Below are 14,124 nucleotides of genomic sequence, written 5' to 3'. Positions count from 1 at the left end.
GCTGTGCGTCACCCGCGCCGCGGCTCAGGGTCCGGGCGTCACGGTCAAGCCGTGGCCGGCGGCCATGGAATTACAGCTTCTTGGCGTATTCCTCGGCCGGCTGGTCGTTGGGCTTCTTCAGCGCCTCCTTGAGCAGGTCGCTCATGGGCAGCTTGACCACGGCGCCGGTGGGCGGCGTGGGCTGCATGAACCACTTGTCGTAGAGCTTGTTGATCTCGCCGGACTTGGCCATGTCGGCGATCGTCTGGTTGACGATCTTGCGCAGGCCCTCGTCGTCCTTGCGCATCATGATGGCGATGGGCTCCACCGACAGCGGCTCGCCCACGATCTTGAAGTCCGCGGGGTTCTTGCTGCGGGCGATCAGGCCGGCGAGCAGGCTGGAGTCCATGACGAAGGCGTCGGCGCGGCCGGTGTCCACGAGCAGGAAGCTGTCGGCGTGGTCCTTGCCGAAGACTTCCTTGAACTCCATGCCCTCGGCACGCTTGTGGCGCCTAAGGGTTTGCACGGAGGTTGTGCCGGTGGTGGTGGCCACGGTCTTGCCCTTGAGGTCGGCCACCGAGTTGATGCCGGAGTTGGCCTTGACGGCCAGGCGCACGGTCTCGACGAAGGTGGTGTTGGCGAAGGCCACGTCCTTCTGGCGCGCGAGGTTGTTGGTGGTGGAACCGCACTCCAGGTCCACGGTGCCGTTTTGCACCAGCGGGATGCGGTTTTGCGAGGTCACGGGCTGGTACTTGATCTCCAGGCGCTTGCCGATGGCCTTCTCGACGCTTTCGACGGCCTTTTCGCAGATGGCCACGTGGTAGCCCACGTACTTGGAGCCACCCAGGGTGTAGGACAGCACGCCGGACGACTCGCGCACGCCCAAGGTGATGGTGCCCGTGTCCTTGGCCTTTTTGAGGGTGTCGGACTGGGCTTGCGCTGCACCGGCTGCCGCCAGGATGGTGGCGACGAGCAGGATCTTCTTCATGCGGGCTCCTTGATCAAGAAGTAGTAATGGGAGTGAAAGCATTCTAGGCACGGCTTCAGGCCACTCGGCCCGCCGGCGCGTCGATTGCGGCTTCCCCGCCGCTTTGCTGCAACAACCACATGCGCGCGTAGCGCCCCTGCAGCGCCAGCAGCTCGGCATGCGTGCCCTGCTCGACGATGCGCCCCTGCTCCATGACCAGGATGCGGTGCGCATCCACCACCGTGGAGAGCCGGTGCGCGATCACCAGCGCCGTCTTGCCCTGCGCGGCGCTCTTGAGCTCGGCCTGAATGGCGCGCTCGTTGGCCGAGTCCAGGGCGGAGGTCGCCTCGTCGAAGATGAGGATGGGCGGGTTCTTGAGCAGCGTGCGGGCGATGGCCACGCGCTGCTTCTCGCCGCCCGAGAGTTTGAGGCCCCGCTCGCCCACCATGGTGTCGTAGCCCTTGGGCGTGGAGGCGATGAAGTCGTGGATGCGCGCGGCGCGGGCCGCGGCTTCCACCTCCTGGCGGCTGGCGCCGGGGCGGCCGTAGGCGATGTTGTATTCCACGGTGTCGTTGAAGAGCACCGTGTCCTGCGGAACGATGCCTATCGATTGGCGCAGGCTCGCCTGCGTGACCTCGCGGATGTCTTGCCCGTCTATGGCGATGCGCCCGCCACTGACGTCGTAGAAGCGGTAGAGCAGCCGCGCCAGCGTGGACTTGCCCGCCCCGGACGGCCCAACCACCGCCACCGTCTTGCCCGCCGGGATCTCGAAGCTCAGGCCCTTGAGGATGGGCCGCGCCGCCTCGTAGGCAAAGCTCACGTCCTCGAAGCGCACGCAACCTTCGCTCACGCGCAGCGCTTGGGCGGCCGGCGCGTCGGCCACTTCGCGGTGCGTCTCCAGCAGGTGGAACATCCGGTCCAGGTCGGTGAGCGACTGCTTGATCTCGCGGTAGAGCACGCCCAGGAAGTTCAGCGGGATGTAGAGCTGGATCATGAAGGCGTTGATCATCACCAGGTCGCCCAACGTCATGCGCCCGTCCACCACGCCCTGCGTGGCGCGCCAGAGCATGGCCACCAGCGCCACGGCGATGACGAGCTGCTGCCCGCTGTTGAGTAGCGACAGCGTGCGCTGGCTCTTGAGGGCCGCCTTGCGCAGTGCTTCGAGGCTGCGGTCGTAGCGACTGGCCTCGAACTCCTCGTTGTTGAAGTACTTGACCGTCTCGAAGTTGAGCAGCGAGTCGATGGCCTTGGTGTGGGCCTGCGAGTCGAGCTGGTTCATCTCGCGGCGGTACTGGGTGCGCCACTCGGTCACGGAGATGGTGAAGGCGACGTAGCACACGAGCGCGGCCAGCGTGATCCAGGCGAAGCCGGTGTCGAACTTCACCGCCAGCAGCGTGAGCACCAGGCCGACTTCGATGATGGTGGGCAGGATGCTGTAGAGCGAGTAGGAGATGAGCGAGTGCACGGCGCGCGTGCCGCGCTCGATGTCGCGCGTCATGCCGCCGGTCTGGCGCTCCAGGTGAAAGCGCAGGCTCAAGGCATGCAGGTGGCGGAACACCTGCAGCGAGATGCGCCGCGCCGTGCCCTCGGTGGCGCGGGCGAAGATGAGCTCGCGCAGCTCGGTGAACACGCTGGTGGACAGGCGCAGCGCCGCGTAGGCCACCAGCAGTCCAACCGGGACCACCAGCATGGATGCGGCGCTGCCGGGCTGGATGGAGAGCGCGTCCACCAGCTGCTTGAGCAGCAGCGGCACGCCCACGTTGGCCACCTTGGCCCCGACCATGAAGGCCAGCGCCGCGCCCACGCGCCAGCGGTAGTGCCACAGGTAGGGCAGCAGCTTGCGCAGGGTGCTCCAGTCGGAGCGGCGGGCGGCGGGGTCGGAAGAGGAGTCGACGGCGCTAGAGCGGGCCAGGGCGCGCATGATGTAGGGATCAGTGACAACCCTTGCCATCATGCCCATGTCCGAATCCCCTGCCACCCTGCCCACCGACAAGGAGCTGGTCCTGCGCGTCATCCCCATGCCGTCCGACGTCAACGCCAGCGGCGACGTCTTCGGCGGCTGGGTGATGGCGCAGGTCGATCTGGCCGGGGCGGTGCTGCCCGCGCGGCGCGCCCAGGGACGCATCGCCACCATCGCCGTCAAGGAGTTCGTGTTCAAGCAGCCCGTGCGCGTGGGCGACCTGCTGAGCTTTTATGCCGAGATCATCCACTTGGGCCGCAGCTCCATGACGGTGGACGTGGCCGTGTATTCCCAGCCGCTGCATGACGCCAAGCGGGTGCTCAAGGTCACCGAGGCGGTGCTGACCTACGTGGCCGTGGACGAGCAGGGCCGCCCGCGGCCGCTGCCGCCGGTTTGAGCACCGGCAGCCTCAAGCGCTCTTAGAACTTCGAAAAGTCCGGCCGGCGCTTCTCGAAAAAGGCCTGGAAGGCCTCCATGGCTTCGGGGCTGCGCAGGCGCTGGACGAACACCTCGCGCTCCTCCTGCAGCGCCTGGCGCAGCGCCGGCAGCAGCGGCGCGCGCATCAAGGCCTTGGTCGCGCGCACCGCAGCCGGCGGCAGCTGCGTAAAGCGCGCGGCCAGCCGCCGCGCATGCGGCAGCACTTCCGAAGGCGGCATCACCGCGTTGGCCAGGCCCAGCTCCACGGCCTCGGCGCCCGTGAAGGCATCGCCCAGCAGCAGCTTCTCGGCCGCGCGGGCATGGCCCAGGCGCTGTGCCAGCAGCAGGCTGGAGCCAAACTCCGGCACCAGCCCCAGGTTGACGAAGGGCAGCGCCAGCCGCGCCTCGTCGGACACCACCACCAGGTCACAGTGCAGTAGCAGCGTGCAGCCTATGCCGATGGCCGCGCCCGTGACGGCGGCCACCAGCGGCTTTTCCAGCGCCAGCACCGCTTCCATGAAGGCAAATACCGGCGCGTCCTCGGCGCCGGGCGGGTACTTCATGAAGTCCTCCAGGTCGTTGCCGGAGGTGAAGATGCCGGGCTGCCCCGCCACCAGCACCGCGCGCACGGCCGCGTCGGCCTGCGCGGCGCGCAGCGCCGCGGCCATGTCGGCGTACATCTGCGCGGTCAGCGCATTCTTCTTCTCGGGGCGGGCGATCTCCAGCGTGGCGACGCCGTCGACGTTGGCGGTACGGATGCTCATGAATCAGGCTCTTGAAGCCGAAAGTCCGAAGGCGGCTCACGATAGCAGTGTCAAGGCCTTTGCACCCCCTGTTGATGCGTCCATGCGCAATGGATTACGCTTGACGAGGGAGAACTGACGTGGACGTGCTGCAACTCGACGTGTCCGGACGACCGCAAGCTTGGATCACCGCCCGCGAGGCGGCCGTGATCTACGCCACCGACGGCGTCGCGTGGACTTTGGGCGACCCCTGCGCGGTGCTGCGCGGGGGCGTGCAGCGCGCCACCGGCCGCATCTCGCGCATCGAGGTGCATTCCATCATCGCCGTGCGCGGCGCCATTCCCAGCCGCGCCTGGCGGCAGACGCCGGCGCTGAGCAACTCCAAGCTCTTTGCGCGCGACCGCTACTTCTGCGCCTACTGCGGCCACCACCTCCCCGCCGACGAGCTCACGCGCGAGCACGTGGTGCCCACCTCGCGCGGCGGCGCCGACACCTGGCTCAACTGCGTCACCGCCTGCCGCTCGTGCAACGGCCGCAAGGGCAACCGGCTGCCGGAGGAGGCCCGCATGAGCCTGCTGTACTTGCCCTACGTGCCCAGCCTGCACGAGGACATGATCCTGCGCGGGCGCCGCATCCTGGCCGACCAGATGGAGTTTCTGCTCGCCAGCGTGCCGCGTTCCAGCCGGCTGCACGGCTGAGCTTCACGCTCGACGCGGCGCGATCTCCTGGCGCACGGCGCTGCGGCTTTACGTTGCAGCAATGCACCCGCGCTAACCTTCGCCCCGTCCGTTTGGGCTGCGCCCCGTTTTCAGCGTCCGGCCTACGCCGCGCCAAGGCCGGTACCCTAGCCGTCAACGCGACGCTGCCGGCAAGCGTTGCGCTGCCACCTGCAAGGGAACACATCACATGAACCGCATCAAGACTCTGGCCGCCCTGGCGCTGGCCGCCGCGCTGGCCGCCTGCAGCACCACCAGCCCCGACGTCATACAGCGCGGCGACGCGCAGCGCCTGTCGCAGATCCAGGACGCCACCGTGCTCAACGTGCGCGACGTGGTGGTCGAGGGCAGCCAAAGCGGCGCGGGGGCCGCCACCGGCGGCGTGCTGGGCGGCATCGCCGGCTCCACGCGCAGCAGCGGCCGCGAGTCGGTGGCCATCGGCCTCGTGGGTGCCGTGGCCGGCGCGCTGGCGGGCAACGCCATCGAGCGCGCCTCCACGCGCGAGAACGCCGTGGAGGTGCTGGTGCAACTGCCCAGCGGCGAGCGCCGCGCCATCGTCCAGGCCAAGGGCAACGAGAACTTCGTGCCCGGCGAGCGCGTGGTGCTGGTCACCACCGGCGGCAAGACCCGCGTGGTGCGCAACCCCGGCGGCGCCGGCTACTACACGCCCGCTCCCGCGCTGGCGCCGCAGCCCGCCCAGCCCGGCGCGCCCGTCTATTCGCCCAACGGCCGCCCGGCGTACTGAAAACGCCGCCGGGAGGCGCAGGGCCGCGCCACGCCGCGGCCCACCCCGCAGGCACTTTCTCCTGCGGCCGCTACACGTCCAACGTGTAAACCTGCGCCTCGCGGCGCTCCTGGGGGTTGTGGCCCAGAAGCGGCTTGTCCCAGTCGGCGCCGTGGGCACCCTGGCCCGGCACCAGGCCGCTGGTCATCACCGCCACCTCCTCGCTGGTGGCGTCGAACTCCGCCACCTGCACGCGCTGCTCGTCGAAGAGCCGCGCCACCATGGCGCCGCCGGAGTCGATCAGCACCAGGAACTTCGCCGGTTTCTGCATGGATTCTCCCGAGGTTTTTTGCGTCTGATTTCCAGGTCTCACGGCGCCCAGCCGCACGGCGCCGGGCCATTGTCGGCTCGGCAAGCGCGGTGCCCAGCAGCGGGGAAAGCCCTGAGCACGCCGAGCCTTGCGCGGGCGTGACGCTTGCCCGCACGGTGCATGCCGCCCACCCCGCGGCGGACCTCTTCCACAACAGGAGCCCCCACATGAAGCGTTTGATGTCCACCGTCGTGCTCGGCTGTTCCATGGCCCTCTTCACCGGCCTTGCAGACGCGGCCAACGGCATGGTGCGCAGTGACCGCAACTTCATGGAGCAGGCGGCCCAGAACGGGCACGCCGAGGTCGAGGCCGCCAAGCTCGCGCAGAGCAAGAGCGGCAACGAGAAGGTGAAGTCCTTCGCCGCGCAGATGGAGCAGGACCACACCAAGACCAACGACGAGCTCGCCGCGCTGGCCTCCAGCAAGAACGTCAAGCTCCCCACCGAGCCCTCGGTGGTGCAAAAGAGCAAGGCCAAGGCGATGGGCGCCCTGGACGGCGCGAAGTTCGACCGCCAGTACGCCGACACCATGGGCGTCAAGGCGCACGAGGACACGCTCAAGATGTTCCAGAAGGCCGCCTCCGGCGCCAAGGACCCGGACGTCAAGGCTTTCGCCGCCAAGACCGTGCCCGCGCTGGAGCAGCACCTGAAGATGTCGCGCGACTTGCGCGCTTCGCTGGGCAAGTAAGCACCTGACGCGAGCTTCCCGGGGCCTGCTCGCAGCGCACACCGGGAGCCGCCCGGGAGCGCCTGGCCAACGCCCCGGGCCTGTTGCGCCCACTACAGCGGCTGCATCAGCACAACCCCCATTAGCAGTGGTTTCCATATCATGGAAAATGCTGAGTGCGCGAAAAGCATCAAACGAAGTGGGGGGAAGAAGTCATGGAAACGCCGTGTTCAATCCTGATTGTTGAAGACGAGGCGGTGATCGCCCTGGACCTTCAACTGCAACTGGAGGACATGGGCTACCGCGTGCTCGGCCCTGCGGAGAGCGGCCCCCAGGCGCTGGCGCTGGCGGCGCAGGAGCGGCCGGACCTGGTGCTGATGGACATCCGCATCCAGGGTCCCATCGACGGCATAGAGACCGCCGCCCGCCTTGGGCGCGTGAGCGGGCTGCCCGTGGTGTTTCTCACCTCCCACAGCGACGAAGAGACCGTCGCCCAGGCCGCGCGCACCTCTCCCTGCGGCTTTCTCACCAAGCCCTTCGAGGGCCGTGCGCTGCGCGCGGCCATCGAGATGGCGCTGTCGCGCGCGACGCTGGAGCGGCAGTTGCGCGAATCGGAGCGCTGGTTCGCCGCCACGCTGCGCGGCGTGCAGGACGGCGTGCTGGTGGTCAACCCCGACACGACGCTGCGCTTCATCAACCCCGCGGCCGAGGCCCTCACCGGCTGGAGCGCCGAGGAGGCCGTGGGCCGCCGCCTGGAGGACGTGGTGCGCTACGCCAGCGGCGACGACGATCCGCCCGCGGTGCTGAAGGCTCTGGCCGAGAACCGCAGCGTGGGCGTGACCCACGGCCGGCGGCTGCTGCGGCGCAACAGCGCGCGCACCATGGTGGTGGTGGACGAGTCGGCCTCGCCGGTGGAAGGCGAGTTCGGCCTGCGCATGGGCGCGGTGCTGGTGCTGCGCGACGCCACCGAGCGCCTGTCGCGCGAGGGGCTGGACGCCGCCGGGCAGCACCGCCCGCCCGCGGCCAACGCCGCCGATAAGCCGGCCGCCGAGCCGCAAGACCTGCCGCCCAGAGCACGGGCCACGTGAATGCCGGGAGTGCGGTCTCCGGCCTCCAGGCCTGAACGCCTGAGGGCGGCTGAAGTTTTCGAATTCTTCCCCGGCGGCGGTGCCGGAAAGCGCCCCTCATGAGCGCCTCGCAATCCGGCGCCCCCCGCAGCGCCCTCCCGCGGCCGGACGGCCCGCCACCGGGCGACGGGCCGCCGGACGCCCCCGCCGCGCGGCTGCCGCGCTCGCTGCGGCTGCCCCTGCCGCGCGCCGTGCTGGCGGCGCTGCTGCTGCTGCTGGCCGTGGCGGCGGTGGCGCTGTGGACGCAGCGGCGCGCGGCCGATGCCTCCGAGCTGCGCCGCCACACGCTGGACGTGCGCCTGGAGCTGGCCGCGTTCAGCTCCGACCTGAAGGACCTCTCCCGCGCCGTGCGCGGCTACGCCATCAGCGGCCAGGACGACTGGCTGGACCCCTACCGCACCGCGCGCGAACGGCTGCCTGAGCAGTTGCAGCGGCTGCAGCGCCTGACGGCCGGCAACGAGGCGCAGCAGCAGCGGCTGCGGCAGCTCGGCCCGCTGCTCAACGGCTACCTGCGCTACGTCTCGGACGCGCTGGACACGGCCGAGCGCGACGGGCTGGAGGCGGCACGGCGGCGCATTGCCGCCGGCCCGCGGCGCACGCAGGCCGACGACATCGACCTGCTGCTGGCCGAGCTCGACGCCGAGGAGCTGCGCCAGCTCGCCCTGTACGAGCGCGCGGCGCAGCGCAGCACCGATCTCAACACCGCCGTGACGCTGCTGGGCAGCCTGCTGTCCCTCACGCTCATGGCGCTGGCCGGGCGGGCGCTGCAGCGCAAGCTGCGCCAGTTGCGCGCCAACGTGGACCGGCTGGCCCGCGCACGCAGCGCCGAATCGCAAGCCATGGCGCGGCTGCAGCAGACGCAGTCCTCGCTGTACGCGGCCAACGAGGCGCTGCAGGCGCAGGCCGACCACCTGGCCGAGCTCAACGACGCGCTGTGGCAGTGGATCAGCACCCAGCCCGCGGCGGCGCGGCCGGCGGGCCAGGCGCCCGGCTCGGCGCTGGACGATCCGCAGCGGCTGCAAGCGCTGCGCCGCACGGGGCTGATGGACTCCGCGCCTGAGCACAGCTTCGACCGTTTCACGAGGCTGGCCGCGCAGTCGCTGCAGGTGCCGGTGAGCCTGATCTGCCTGGTGGACGCCGAGCGCCAGTTCTTCAAGAGCCAATGCGGCCTGGGCGAACCCCTGGCCAGCGCGCGGCAGACGCCGCTGTCGCACTCCTTGTGCCAGCACGTGGTGACCTCGGGGCAGGCGCTGGAGGTGTCGGACGCGCGCACGGACCCGCTGCTGCGCGACAGCGGCGCGGTGAAGGACCTCGGCGTGGTGGCCTACCTGGGCGTGCCGCTGGCCACGCCGGACGGGCAGGTGCTGGGCAGCTTCTGCGCCATGGACCACCGCCCGCGCCGCTGGAGCACGCAGGACCGCGCGACGCTGGAGCGCATCGCGCAGTCGGTGCTGGCGGGCATCGCGGTGCGCATGCAGTTGCACGAGCTGGAACGCCGCGTGGCCGAGCGCACGGCCGAGGTGCAGTTGCTGGTCGGCGCCATAGAGCACTCGCTCACCGGCTTCAGCATCGTGGGCCTGGACGGGCGCTTCACTTTCGTCAACGAGGCCTATGCGCGCATGGCCGGCTACGACAGCCCGCAGGACGTGATCGGCACGTCCGTTTCCGCGCACTGCGCCGACCCGTCGCTGAGCCGGCGCGTTGGGCGCCAGGTGCACGGCCAGGGCAGTTGCCGCATGGACTTCACCGCGCGGCGGCGCGACGGCAGCACCTTCGAGGCGCTGCTGGACGCACACCGCGCGCAGGACCCGGGCGGCCGCGAGATCCACGTCGGCACGGTGATGGACATCACCGAGCGCAAGCGCGCCGAGCAGGCGCTGCGCATGAGCGAGGAGCGCTTGCGGCTGGCGCTGGACGCCGGCGGCATGGACGCCTTCGAGCTGGACCCGGTGTCCGGCGTGGTGCTGCGCATAGGCAGCCTGCAAAGCGCGCTGGGCCTGACGGCCGAGGAGCAGCACCTGTTGAAGGCCTACCTCAAGCGCGTGCACCCGCAGGACCGCGCCGCGCTGCAGGCGGCCCTGGCGGAGTTGAGCCCGCAGCAGCCCTCCTACCGCGCCGAGTACCGCATCCAGTCCGCCGACGGCACCTGGCGCTGGCTGCTGGAGCGCTCGCAGCAAAGCTTCAATGCCGCGGGCGAGCGCGGGCGCATCACCGGCGTGGTGGTGGACGTGACCGAGCGCCGCCACGACGAGGAGGCGGTGAAGACCTCGCTGGCCGAGAAGGAGGTGCTGCTGCAGGAGGTGCACCACCGGGTGAAGAACAACCTGCAGGTGGTCAGCAGCCTGCTGCAGTTGCAGCGCCGCCAGCTTTCGGATCCGGCCATCCAGGCCGCCTTCAGCGAGACGGAAAGCCGCGTGCGCGCCATGGCGCTGGTGCACCAGCGGCTGTACCAGCAAAGCACGCTGTCCTCGCTGGACTTCGCCGACTACCTGCGCAGCCTGGGCAGCCAACTGCTGCAGAGCTTTGGCGGCGAGCGCTCGGTGAAGGTGGTGTATCAACTGCAGCCGCTGAAGCTGCCCGTGGGCACCGCCATCCCGCTGGGCCTGATCGTGACGGAGCTGATCACCAACGCCTTGAAATACGCCTTCGACCGGCACGGCGGCGTGTTGGGCGTGGAGCTGGCGCCGGACGGCGAGTGGGGCCTGCACCTGGTGGTGAGCGACGACGGCCCCGGCTTGCCCGCCGGTTTCGAGCCGTTGCGCAGCCGCGGCCTGGGCATGCGGCTGGTGCAGACGCTCTCGCGCCAGATCGACGCGACGGTGGAGTTCGGCGAGAACGCGGACGGCGGGGGCACACGCTGCCGCATCCGGGCGCCCATCAGCCGGGATGCGGCGCAAGGCGGGGCGATCTGAACGGACGTCACGCCAGCACCAGCGCCTGCGCAAGGTGGGCATAGACAGCCGACACGCGGCGCTGGTGGCGTGACTCGGGGTGGGCCAGCAGCCACAGCTCGGTCTGGCATTCGTCCAGCGCGTCGCTCAAGGGGCGCAGGTCGGCCCGGCCGTGGGCGAGGAACATGGGCAGCAGGCCCACGCCGCAGCCCAGGGCAATGAGCTCCATCACGGTGAGGATGCTGTTGGCGCGCCAGGCCGGCACCGCCTTGGGGAAGCGGCGGCGGCGCCACAGCACGGTGGGGTGGTCCGGCAGCGCGTCGTCCGGCGCCACCCAGGCGGCGCGGCCGGCCTCCACGTCGGCCCAATCACGCACGGCCGAATCGCGCGCCGTGTAGAGCGCCACGCGCAGCGGGCCGAGCTGGCGGCCGACCAGGTGCGGCGGCGGGCGCCGCGTGGCGCGCACGGCAATGTCGGCGTCGCGCCGCGTGAGGCTGGCCAGCTCGTTGCCCGCATGCAGCTCGAACGTGAGCTGCGGGTGGCCTTTCTGGAAATCGCGCAGCGCGGGTGCGATCAGCCCGTGCAGCAGCGTGTCGGTGGTGGTGAGGCGCACGCTGCCGGCCAGGCTTTGCGGCGGCTGCTGCGCGGCCGAGCGCGCCGCTTCCAGCGCCGTCTCCACGGCCTCGGCCTGCTCGGCCAGGGTGCGGGCCAGGTCCAGCGGCAGGCAGCCGGTGCGCGATCGCTCAAAGAGCGGCTGCTTCAGGCCGCGCTCCAGCCGCTGCAGGGCGCGGAAGGCGGTGGAGGCGTCCACCTTCAGCCGCTCGGCCGCGCCGTTGAGGCTGCCCGCGCGCACCAGGGCTAGCACCAGGGCGAGGTCGTCCGCGCCCAGGTCGTATTGCGTTTGTGCAGTCATCACATGCTCCGCTGCCAATTCCATAGGCGCCAGTGCAATCCTAGATTGGAGGCTTCTTCTTTTCCAACACAGGAGTGCCGCCATGGCTTCCACCCTCGATCTGGCCTCTTCCACCCGCCTTGCCGGCCGCGGCGTCGTCACCCCCGCCGCCCTGGGCGCCACGCTGCTGCGCGTGAGCCTGGGGGTGATGTGGATCTCGCATGCGCTGCTGAAGCTGCTGGTGTTCACGCTGCCCGGCACGGCGCAGTTTTTCGAGAGCGTCGGCTTCTGGGGCTGGCTGGCCTACCCGGTGTTTGCGGCCGAATTGACCGGCGGGCTGATGCTGGTGCTGGGGATTTATGCGCGGCAGGTGTCGCTGGCACTGGTGCCGGTGATGCTGGCGGCGGCGTCCGTGCACATGGGCAACGGCTGGGTGTTCACCAGTGCGGGCGGGGGATGGGAGTACCCGGTGTTTTTGGCGGTGGCGTCAGTGGTGGTTTGGCTGGTGGGGGATGGGGCTTTCAGTCTGAAGCGCAGTGGAGAGGAAATAGCTCGGTTTTGAGCAGCGGCGCCGCGAACCCGGATCAACCTTCGGGCAAGTTCTTGACGAAATTGTGCTTGGGCTTGAAGCGGGCGCGCAGGTCGGCCAGCCAGGCGGCGCGCGCGGCGGGCTCCAGTCGGCGGGCGATGTCCTGCACCAGCTCCAGTTCGTTCTGGTAGGGACTTAGCGCAAGCTCCATGGCGTCGTCCAGCACGCGCTGCAGCAGTTGCACCGCGTCGGCACGCTGGTCGTCGCCCAAGTGCACGGCGATATGGCGCAGCGCCGCCGCCTCGCACCAGGCCGGTGGCTGCACGAGGCGGCAGGCTTCGGCCCAACGGCCCTCGTCGGCCAGGGCTTGCGCGGTGCGGCCCTCCTGCCTGCAGCACTGGAAACTGCGTCCAAGTGCTCCAGGTGCAGCGCTTGCAGCGTCGGCAATTGGTCGATGGCGGGCTGCATCTCCACCCTTTTCCGCTGTCTACGCCTGAGCTTGGCGGCGAGCGCGACAGCGACAAGCAGCAGGGATACTCCCAAAATCAATACTTCCAGCACACCGATTTTGCACTTCACCCTAGACATACTGAGAAAATCCAGGGAGGGGCGAGCGATTCCGACGCGCCACGATTAGGAAATAATTTTGTAGGCCCGTTGGCAGGAAACCTACTGAGCAACACATCACAAGCACGGATTGGGACAAAACCTGCGTTCAGGATGCCAGAGGTGCATCAACGCGCAGATACGCGAGGCAGTGGAGCAAAGGCAATTGAAATAAAAATCAAACAATCACCGTGGTTTTAAAATATAAATCCACGCAAAAGCAGAAATCAAAAATTATAGAAATCGACAAAATCACGATGGAATTTCGCCGCCATCAAAAAGGCAGTATTACCATTTCCATGCTTGCGCAGCGTTAAATTTGATTCGCAAACAAAAAAACCAACCAGATTGTGGTTGGTTTCTTTTTATTGGTAGGCCGTGTAGGACTTGAACCTACGACCAAAGGATTATGAGTCCTCTGCTCTAACCGACTGAGCTAACGGCCCCCTGCACAGCGTTGCGCTGAGCCCGCCATTGTAGCCATGGCGGGGACGGTTCCGTCACTTCTGGCTCAGCGCGTTGCTCACCAGCCGCGAGGTGATGTCCACGATCTGGATCATCCGGTCGTAGGCCATGCGCGTTGGGCCGATCACGCCCAGCGTGCCCACCACGCGGCCATCCACCTCGTAGGGCGCGGAGACCACCGACAGCTCCTCGAACGGCACCACGCGGCTTTCGCCGCCTATATAGATGCGCACGCCCTCGGCGCGGCTGGAGACGTCCAGCAAACGCATCAGCTCGGTCTTGCGCTCGAACAGGTCGAAGAGCTTGCGGATCGACCCCATGTCGTTGCCGAAGTCCTGCACCGCCAGCAGGTTGCGCTCGCCGCTGACCACGACTTGGTCGCTCTCCTCCAGCGCCTGGCTGCCGGCCTGCACCGCGGCCTGCATCAGCAGCGCGATCTCGCCGCGCAACTGCTCCACCTCGCCCTGCAGCCGCGCGCGCACCTCCTCGATGCTCAGCCCGGCGTAGTGGTGGTTCAGGTAGTTCGTCGCCTCCACCAGCTCGCCCTGCGTGTGGTCGCGCGCGGTGAAGATGACGCGGTTTTGCACGTCGCCGTCCGGCGCCACCAGGATCACCAGCACCCGCTTGTCGCCCAAGCGCAGGAACTCGATGTGGTGGAACACGCCCGCCTTGCGCGGCGCGGTGACCACGCCCACGAAGCTGGAAAGGTTGGACAACAGGTGCGCCGCCTGCGCAATCACGCGCTGTGGCTGGTCCGGGTGAAGCTGCTCGCGCGCCGCGGCCATGTCGCTGGCCCCCTGCTCCAGGCCGCGCGCGGTCAGCATGGTGTCCACGAAGAGGCGGTAGCCGCGCGGCGTGGGAATGCGCCCGGCGCTGGTGTGCGGGCTGGCGATGAGGCCCAGGTCCTCCAGGTCCGCCATCACGTTGCGGATGGTGGCCGGCGACAGCTCCAGGCCGCAGGCCTTGGACAGCGTGCGCGAGCCCACGGGCTGGCCGTCGGCGATGTAGCGTTCAACCAGGGCTTTGAGAAGGGTGCGGGCGCGCTCGTCGAGCATGCTTTTCATTCTACGGAG

At 69.0% G+C, this 14,124-nt stretch carries 15 protein-coding genes and 1 tRNA gene; 8 read left to right on the top strand and 8 right to left on the bottom strand.

Features of this window, described 5'->3' with window-relative positions; translation table 11 throughout:
* Positions 1 to 70 precede the first annotated feature (70 nt).
* A complete protein-coding gene (locus SM757_RS02750; protein WP_066331975.1) occupies positions 71 to 967 on the bottom strand; it encodes an amino acid ABC transporter substrate-binding protein in 897 nt (298 codons plus the stop codon).
* 55 nt (positions 968 to 1,022) lie between these two features.
* Entirely contained in the window at positions 1,023 to 2,867 is a 1,845-nt protein-coding gene (locus SM757_RS02745) for an ABCB family ABC transporter ATP-binding protein/permease (RefSeq protein ID WP_066331978.1), read from the bottom strand.
* 37 nt (positions 2,868 to 2,904) lie between these two features.
* On the opposite strand from SM757_RS02745, the gene SM757_RS02740 reads away from it, so the two are divergent.
* A complete protein-coding gene (locus SM757_RS02740; RefSeq protein ID WP_066331979.1) occupies positions 2,905 to 3,303 on the top strand; it encodes an acyl-CoA thioesterase in 399 nt (132 codons plus the stop codon).
* 22 nt (positions 3,304 to 3,325) lie between these two features.
* Here the strand turns inward: SM757_RS02740 and SM757_RS02735 are convergent, their stop codons facing one another.
* Positions 3,326 to 4,087 carry an enoyl-CoA hydratase gene (locus SM757_RS02735; protein WP_066331981.1) on the bottom strand — a complete coding sequence of 254 codons (762 nt, stop codon included), beginning with the start codon at positions 4,085 to 4,087 and terminating at the stop codon, positions 3,326 to 3,328.
* Between the two features lie 119 nt (positions 4,088 to 4,206).
* On the opposite strand from SM757_RS02735, the gene SM757_RS02730 reads away from it, so the two are divergent.
* On the top strand, positions 4,207 to 4,764 hold the full coding sequence (locus SM757_RS02730; protein WP_066331983.1) for an HNH endonuclease: 558 nt from the start codon (positions 4,207 to 4,209) through the stop codon (positions 4,762 to 4,764).
* Between the two features lie 208 nt (positions 4,765 to 4,972).
* A complete protein-coding gene (locus tag SM757_RS02725) occupies positions 4,973 to 5,527 on the top strand; it encodes an outer membrane lipoprotein (RefSeq protein WP_322464287.1) in 555 nt (184 codons plus the stop codon).
* A gap of 70 nt (positions 5,528 to 5,597) precedes the next feature.
* Here the strand turns inward: SM757_RS02725 and SM757_RS02720 are convergent, their stop codons facing one another.
* The gene (locus tag SM757_RS02720) at positions 5,598 to 5,837 is read right to left on the bottom strand and encodes a hypothetical protein (RefSeq protein ID WP_066331989.1); all 240 of its coding nucleotides are present in this window, start codon (positions 5,835 to 5,837) and stop codon (positions 5,598 to 5,600) included.
* Positions 5,838 to 6,043: 206 nt separating this feature from the next.
* Between SM757_RS02720 and SM757_RS02715 the strand changes: the two genes are divergently transcribed.
* From SM757_RS02715 to SM757_RS02705, 3 genes are all read left to right on the top strand, one after another.
* The gene (locus SM757_RS02715; protein WP_322464286.1) at positions 6,044 to 6,562 is read left to right on the top strand and encodes a DUF4142 domain-containing protein; all 519 of its coding nucleotides are present in this window, start codon (positions 6,044 to 6,046) and stop codon (positions 6,560 to 6,562) included.
* 194 nt (positions 6,563 to 6,756) lie between these two features.
* Positions 6,757 to 7,629 (top strand): ATP-binding response regulator, encoded by an 873-nt coding sequence (locus SM757_RS02710; RefSeq protein WP_322464285.1) that lies wholly within the window; start codon positions 6,757 to 6,759, stop codon positions 7,627 to 7,629.
* Positions 7,630 to 7,727: 98 nt separating this feature from the next.
* Entirely contained in the window at positions 7,728 to 10,580 is a 2,853-nt protein-coding gene (locus tag SM757_RS02705) for a histidine kinase dimerization/phosphoacceptor domain -containing protein (RefSeq protein ID WP_322464284.1), read from the top strand.
* Positions 10,581 to 10,587: 7 nt separating this feature from the next.
* Here the strand turns inward: SM757_RS02705 and SM757_RS02700 are convergent, their stop codons facing one another.
* On the bottom strand, positions 10,588 to 11,472 hold the full coding sequence (locus tag SM757_RS02700) for a LysR family transcriptional regulator (protein WP_322464283.1): 885 nt from the start codon (positions 11,470 to 11,472) through the stop codon (positions 10,588 to 10,590).
* Between the two features lie 82 nt (positions 11,473 to 11,554).
* Here SM757_RS02700 and SM757_RS02695 point away from each other — a divergent pair, with 82 nt between their 5' ends.
* A complete protein-coding gene (locus SM757_RS02695; protein ID WP_084267171.1) occupies positions 11,555 to 12,013 on the top strand; it encodes a DoxX family protein in 459 nt (152 codons plus the stop codon).
* 22 nt (positions 12,014 to 12,035) lie between these two features.
* Here SM757_RS02695 and SM757_RS02690 read toward each other — a convergent pair whose 3' ends face one another.
* Positions 12,036 to 12,305, bottom strand: a complete 270-nt coding sequence (locus SM757_RS02690) for a hypothetical protein (protein ID WP_322464282.1) — start codon at positions 12,303 to 12,305, stop codon at positions 12,036 to 12,038.
* Positions 12,306 to 12,394: 89 nt separating this feature from the next.
* Between SM757_RS02690 and SM757_RS02685 the strand changes: the two genes are divergently transcribed.
* Positions 12,395 to 12,787 (top strand): hypothetical protein, encoded by a 393-nt coding sequence (locus SM757_RS02685; RefSeq protein ID WP_322464281.1) that lies wholly within the window; start codon positions 12,395 to 12,397, stop codon positions 12,785 to 12,787.
* Positions 12,788 to 12,955: 168 nt separating this feature from the next.
* Here the strand turns inward: SM757_RS02685 and SM757_RS02680 are convergent.
* Both SM757_RS02680 and hrcA read right to left on the bottom strand, forming a co-directional pair.
* Positions 12,956 to 13,032: transfer RNA gene (locus SM757_RS02680), tRNA-Ile, on the bottom strand.
* Positions 13,033 to 13,086: 54 nt separating this feature from the next.
* Positions 13,087 to 14,106, bottom strand: a complete 1,020-nt coding sequence (gene hrcA / locus SM757_RS02675; protein ID WP_066332004.1) for a heat-inducible transcriptional repressor HrcA — start codon at positions 14,104 to 14,106, stop codon at positions 13,087 to 13,089.
* Positions 14,107 to 14,124: the final 18 nt, after the last annotated feature.

Source organism: Azohydromonas lata (assembly GCF_034427735.1).
Taxonomy (GTDB): Bacteria; Pseudomonadota; Gammaproteobacteria; order Burkholderiales; family Burkholderiaceae_C; genus Azohydromonas; species Azohydromonas lata.
This window is presented reverse-complemented; position numbering and strand designations above follow the sequence as displayed.

Excerpts from the sequence above, each read along its gene's own strand:
- SM757_RS02750 (WP_066331975.1), bottom strand. The coding sequence starts at position 967 with ATGAAGAAGATCCTGCTCGTCGCCACCATCCTGGCGGCAGCCGGTGCA.
- SM757_RS02745 (WP_066331978.1), bottom strand. The coding sequence starts at position 2,867 with ATGCGCGCCCTGGCCCGCTCTAGCGCCGTCGACTCCTCTTCCGACCCC.
- SM757_RS02740 (WP_066331979.1), top strand. The coding sequence starts at position 2,905 with ATGTCCGAATCCCCTGCCACCCTGCCCACCGACAAGGAGCTGGTCCTG.
- SM757_RS02735 (WP_066331981.1), bottom strand. The coding sequence starts at position 4,087 with ATGAGCATCCGTACCGCCAACGTCGACGGCGTCGCCACGCTGGAGATC.
- SM757_RS02725 (WP_322464287.1), top strand. The coding sequence starts at position 4,973 with ATGAACCGCATCAAGACTCTGGCCGCCCTGGCGCTGGCCGCCGCGCTG.
- SM757_RS02720 (WP_066331989.1), bottom strand. The coding sequence starts at position 5,837 with ATGCAGAAACCGGCGAAGTTCCTGGTGCTGATCGACTCCGGCGGCGCC.
- SM757_RS02715 (WP_322464286.1), top strand. The coding sequence starts at position 6,044 with ATGAAGCGTTTGATGTCCACCGTCGTGCTCGGCTGTTCCATGGCCCTC.
- SM757_RS02710 (WP_322464285.1), top strand. The coding sequence starts at position 6,757 with ATGGAAACGCCGTGTTCAATCCTGATTGTTGAAGACGAGGCGGTGATC.
- SM757_RS02705 (WP_322464284.1), top strand. The coding sequence starts at position 7,728 with ATGAGCGCCTCGCAATCCGGCGCCCCCCGCAGCGCCCTCCCGCGGCCG.
- SM757_RS02700 (WP_322464283.1), bottom strand. The coding sequence starts at position 11,472 with ATGACTGCACAAACGCAATACGACCTGGGCGCGGACGACCTCGCCCTG.
- SM757_RS02695 (WP_084267171.1), top strand. The coding sequence starts at position 11,555 with ATGGCTTCCACCCTCGATCTGGCCTCTTCCACCCGCCTTGCCGGCCGC.
- hrcA (WP_066332004.1), bottom strand. The coding sequence starts at position 14,106 with ATGCTCGACGAGCGCGCCCGCACCCTTCTCAAAGCCCTGGTTGAACGC.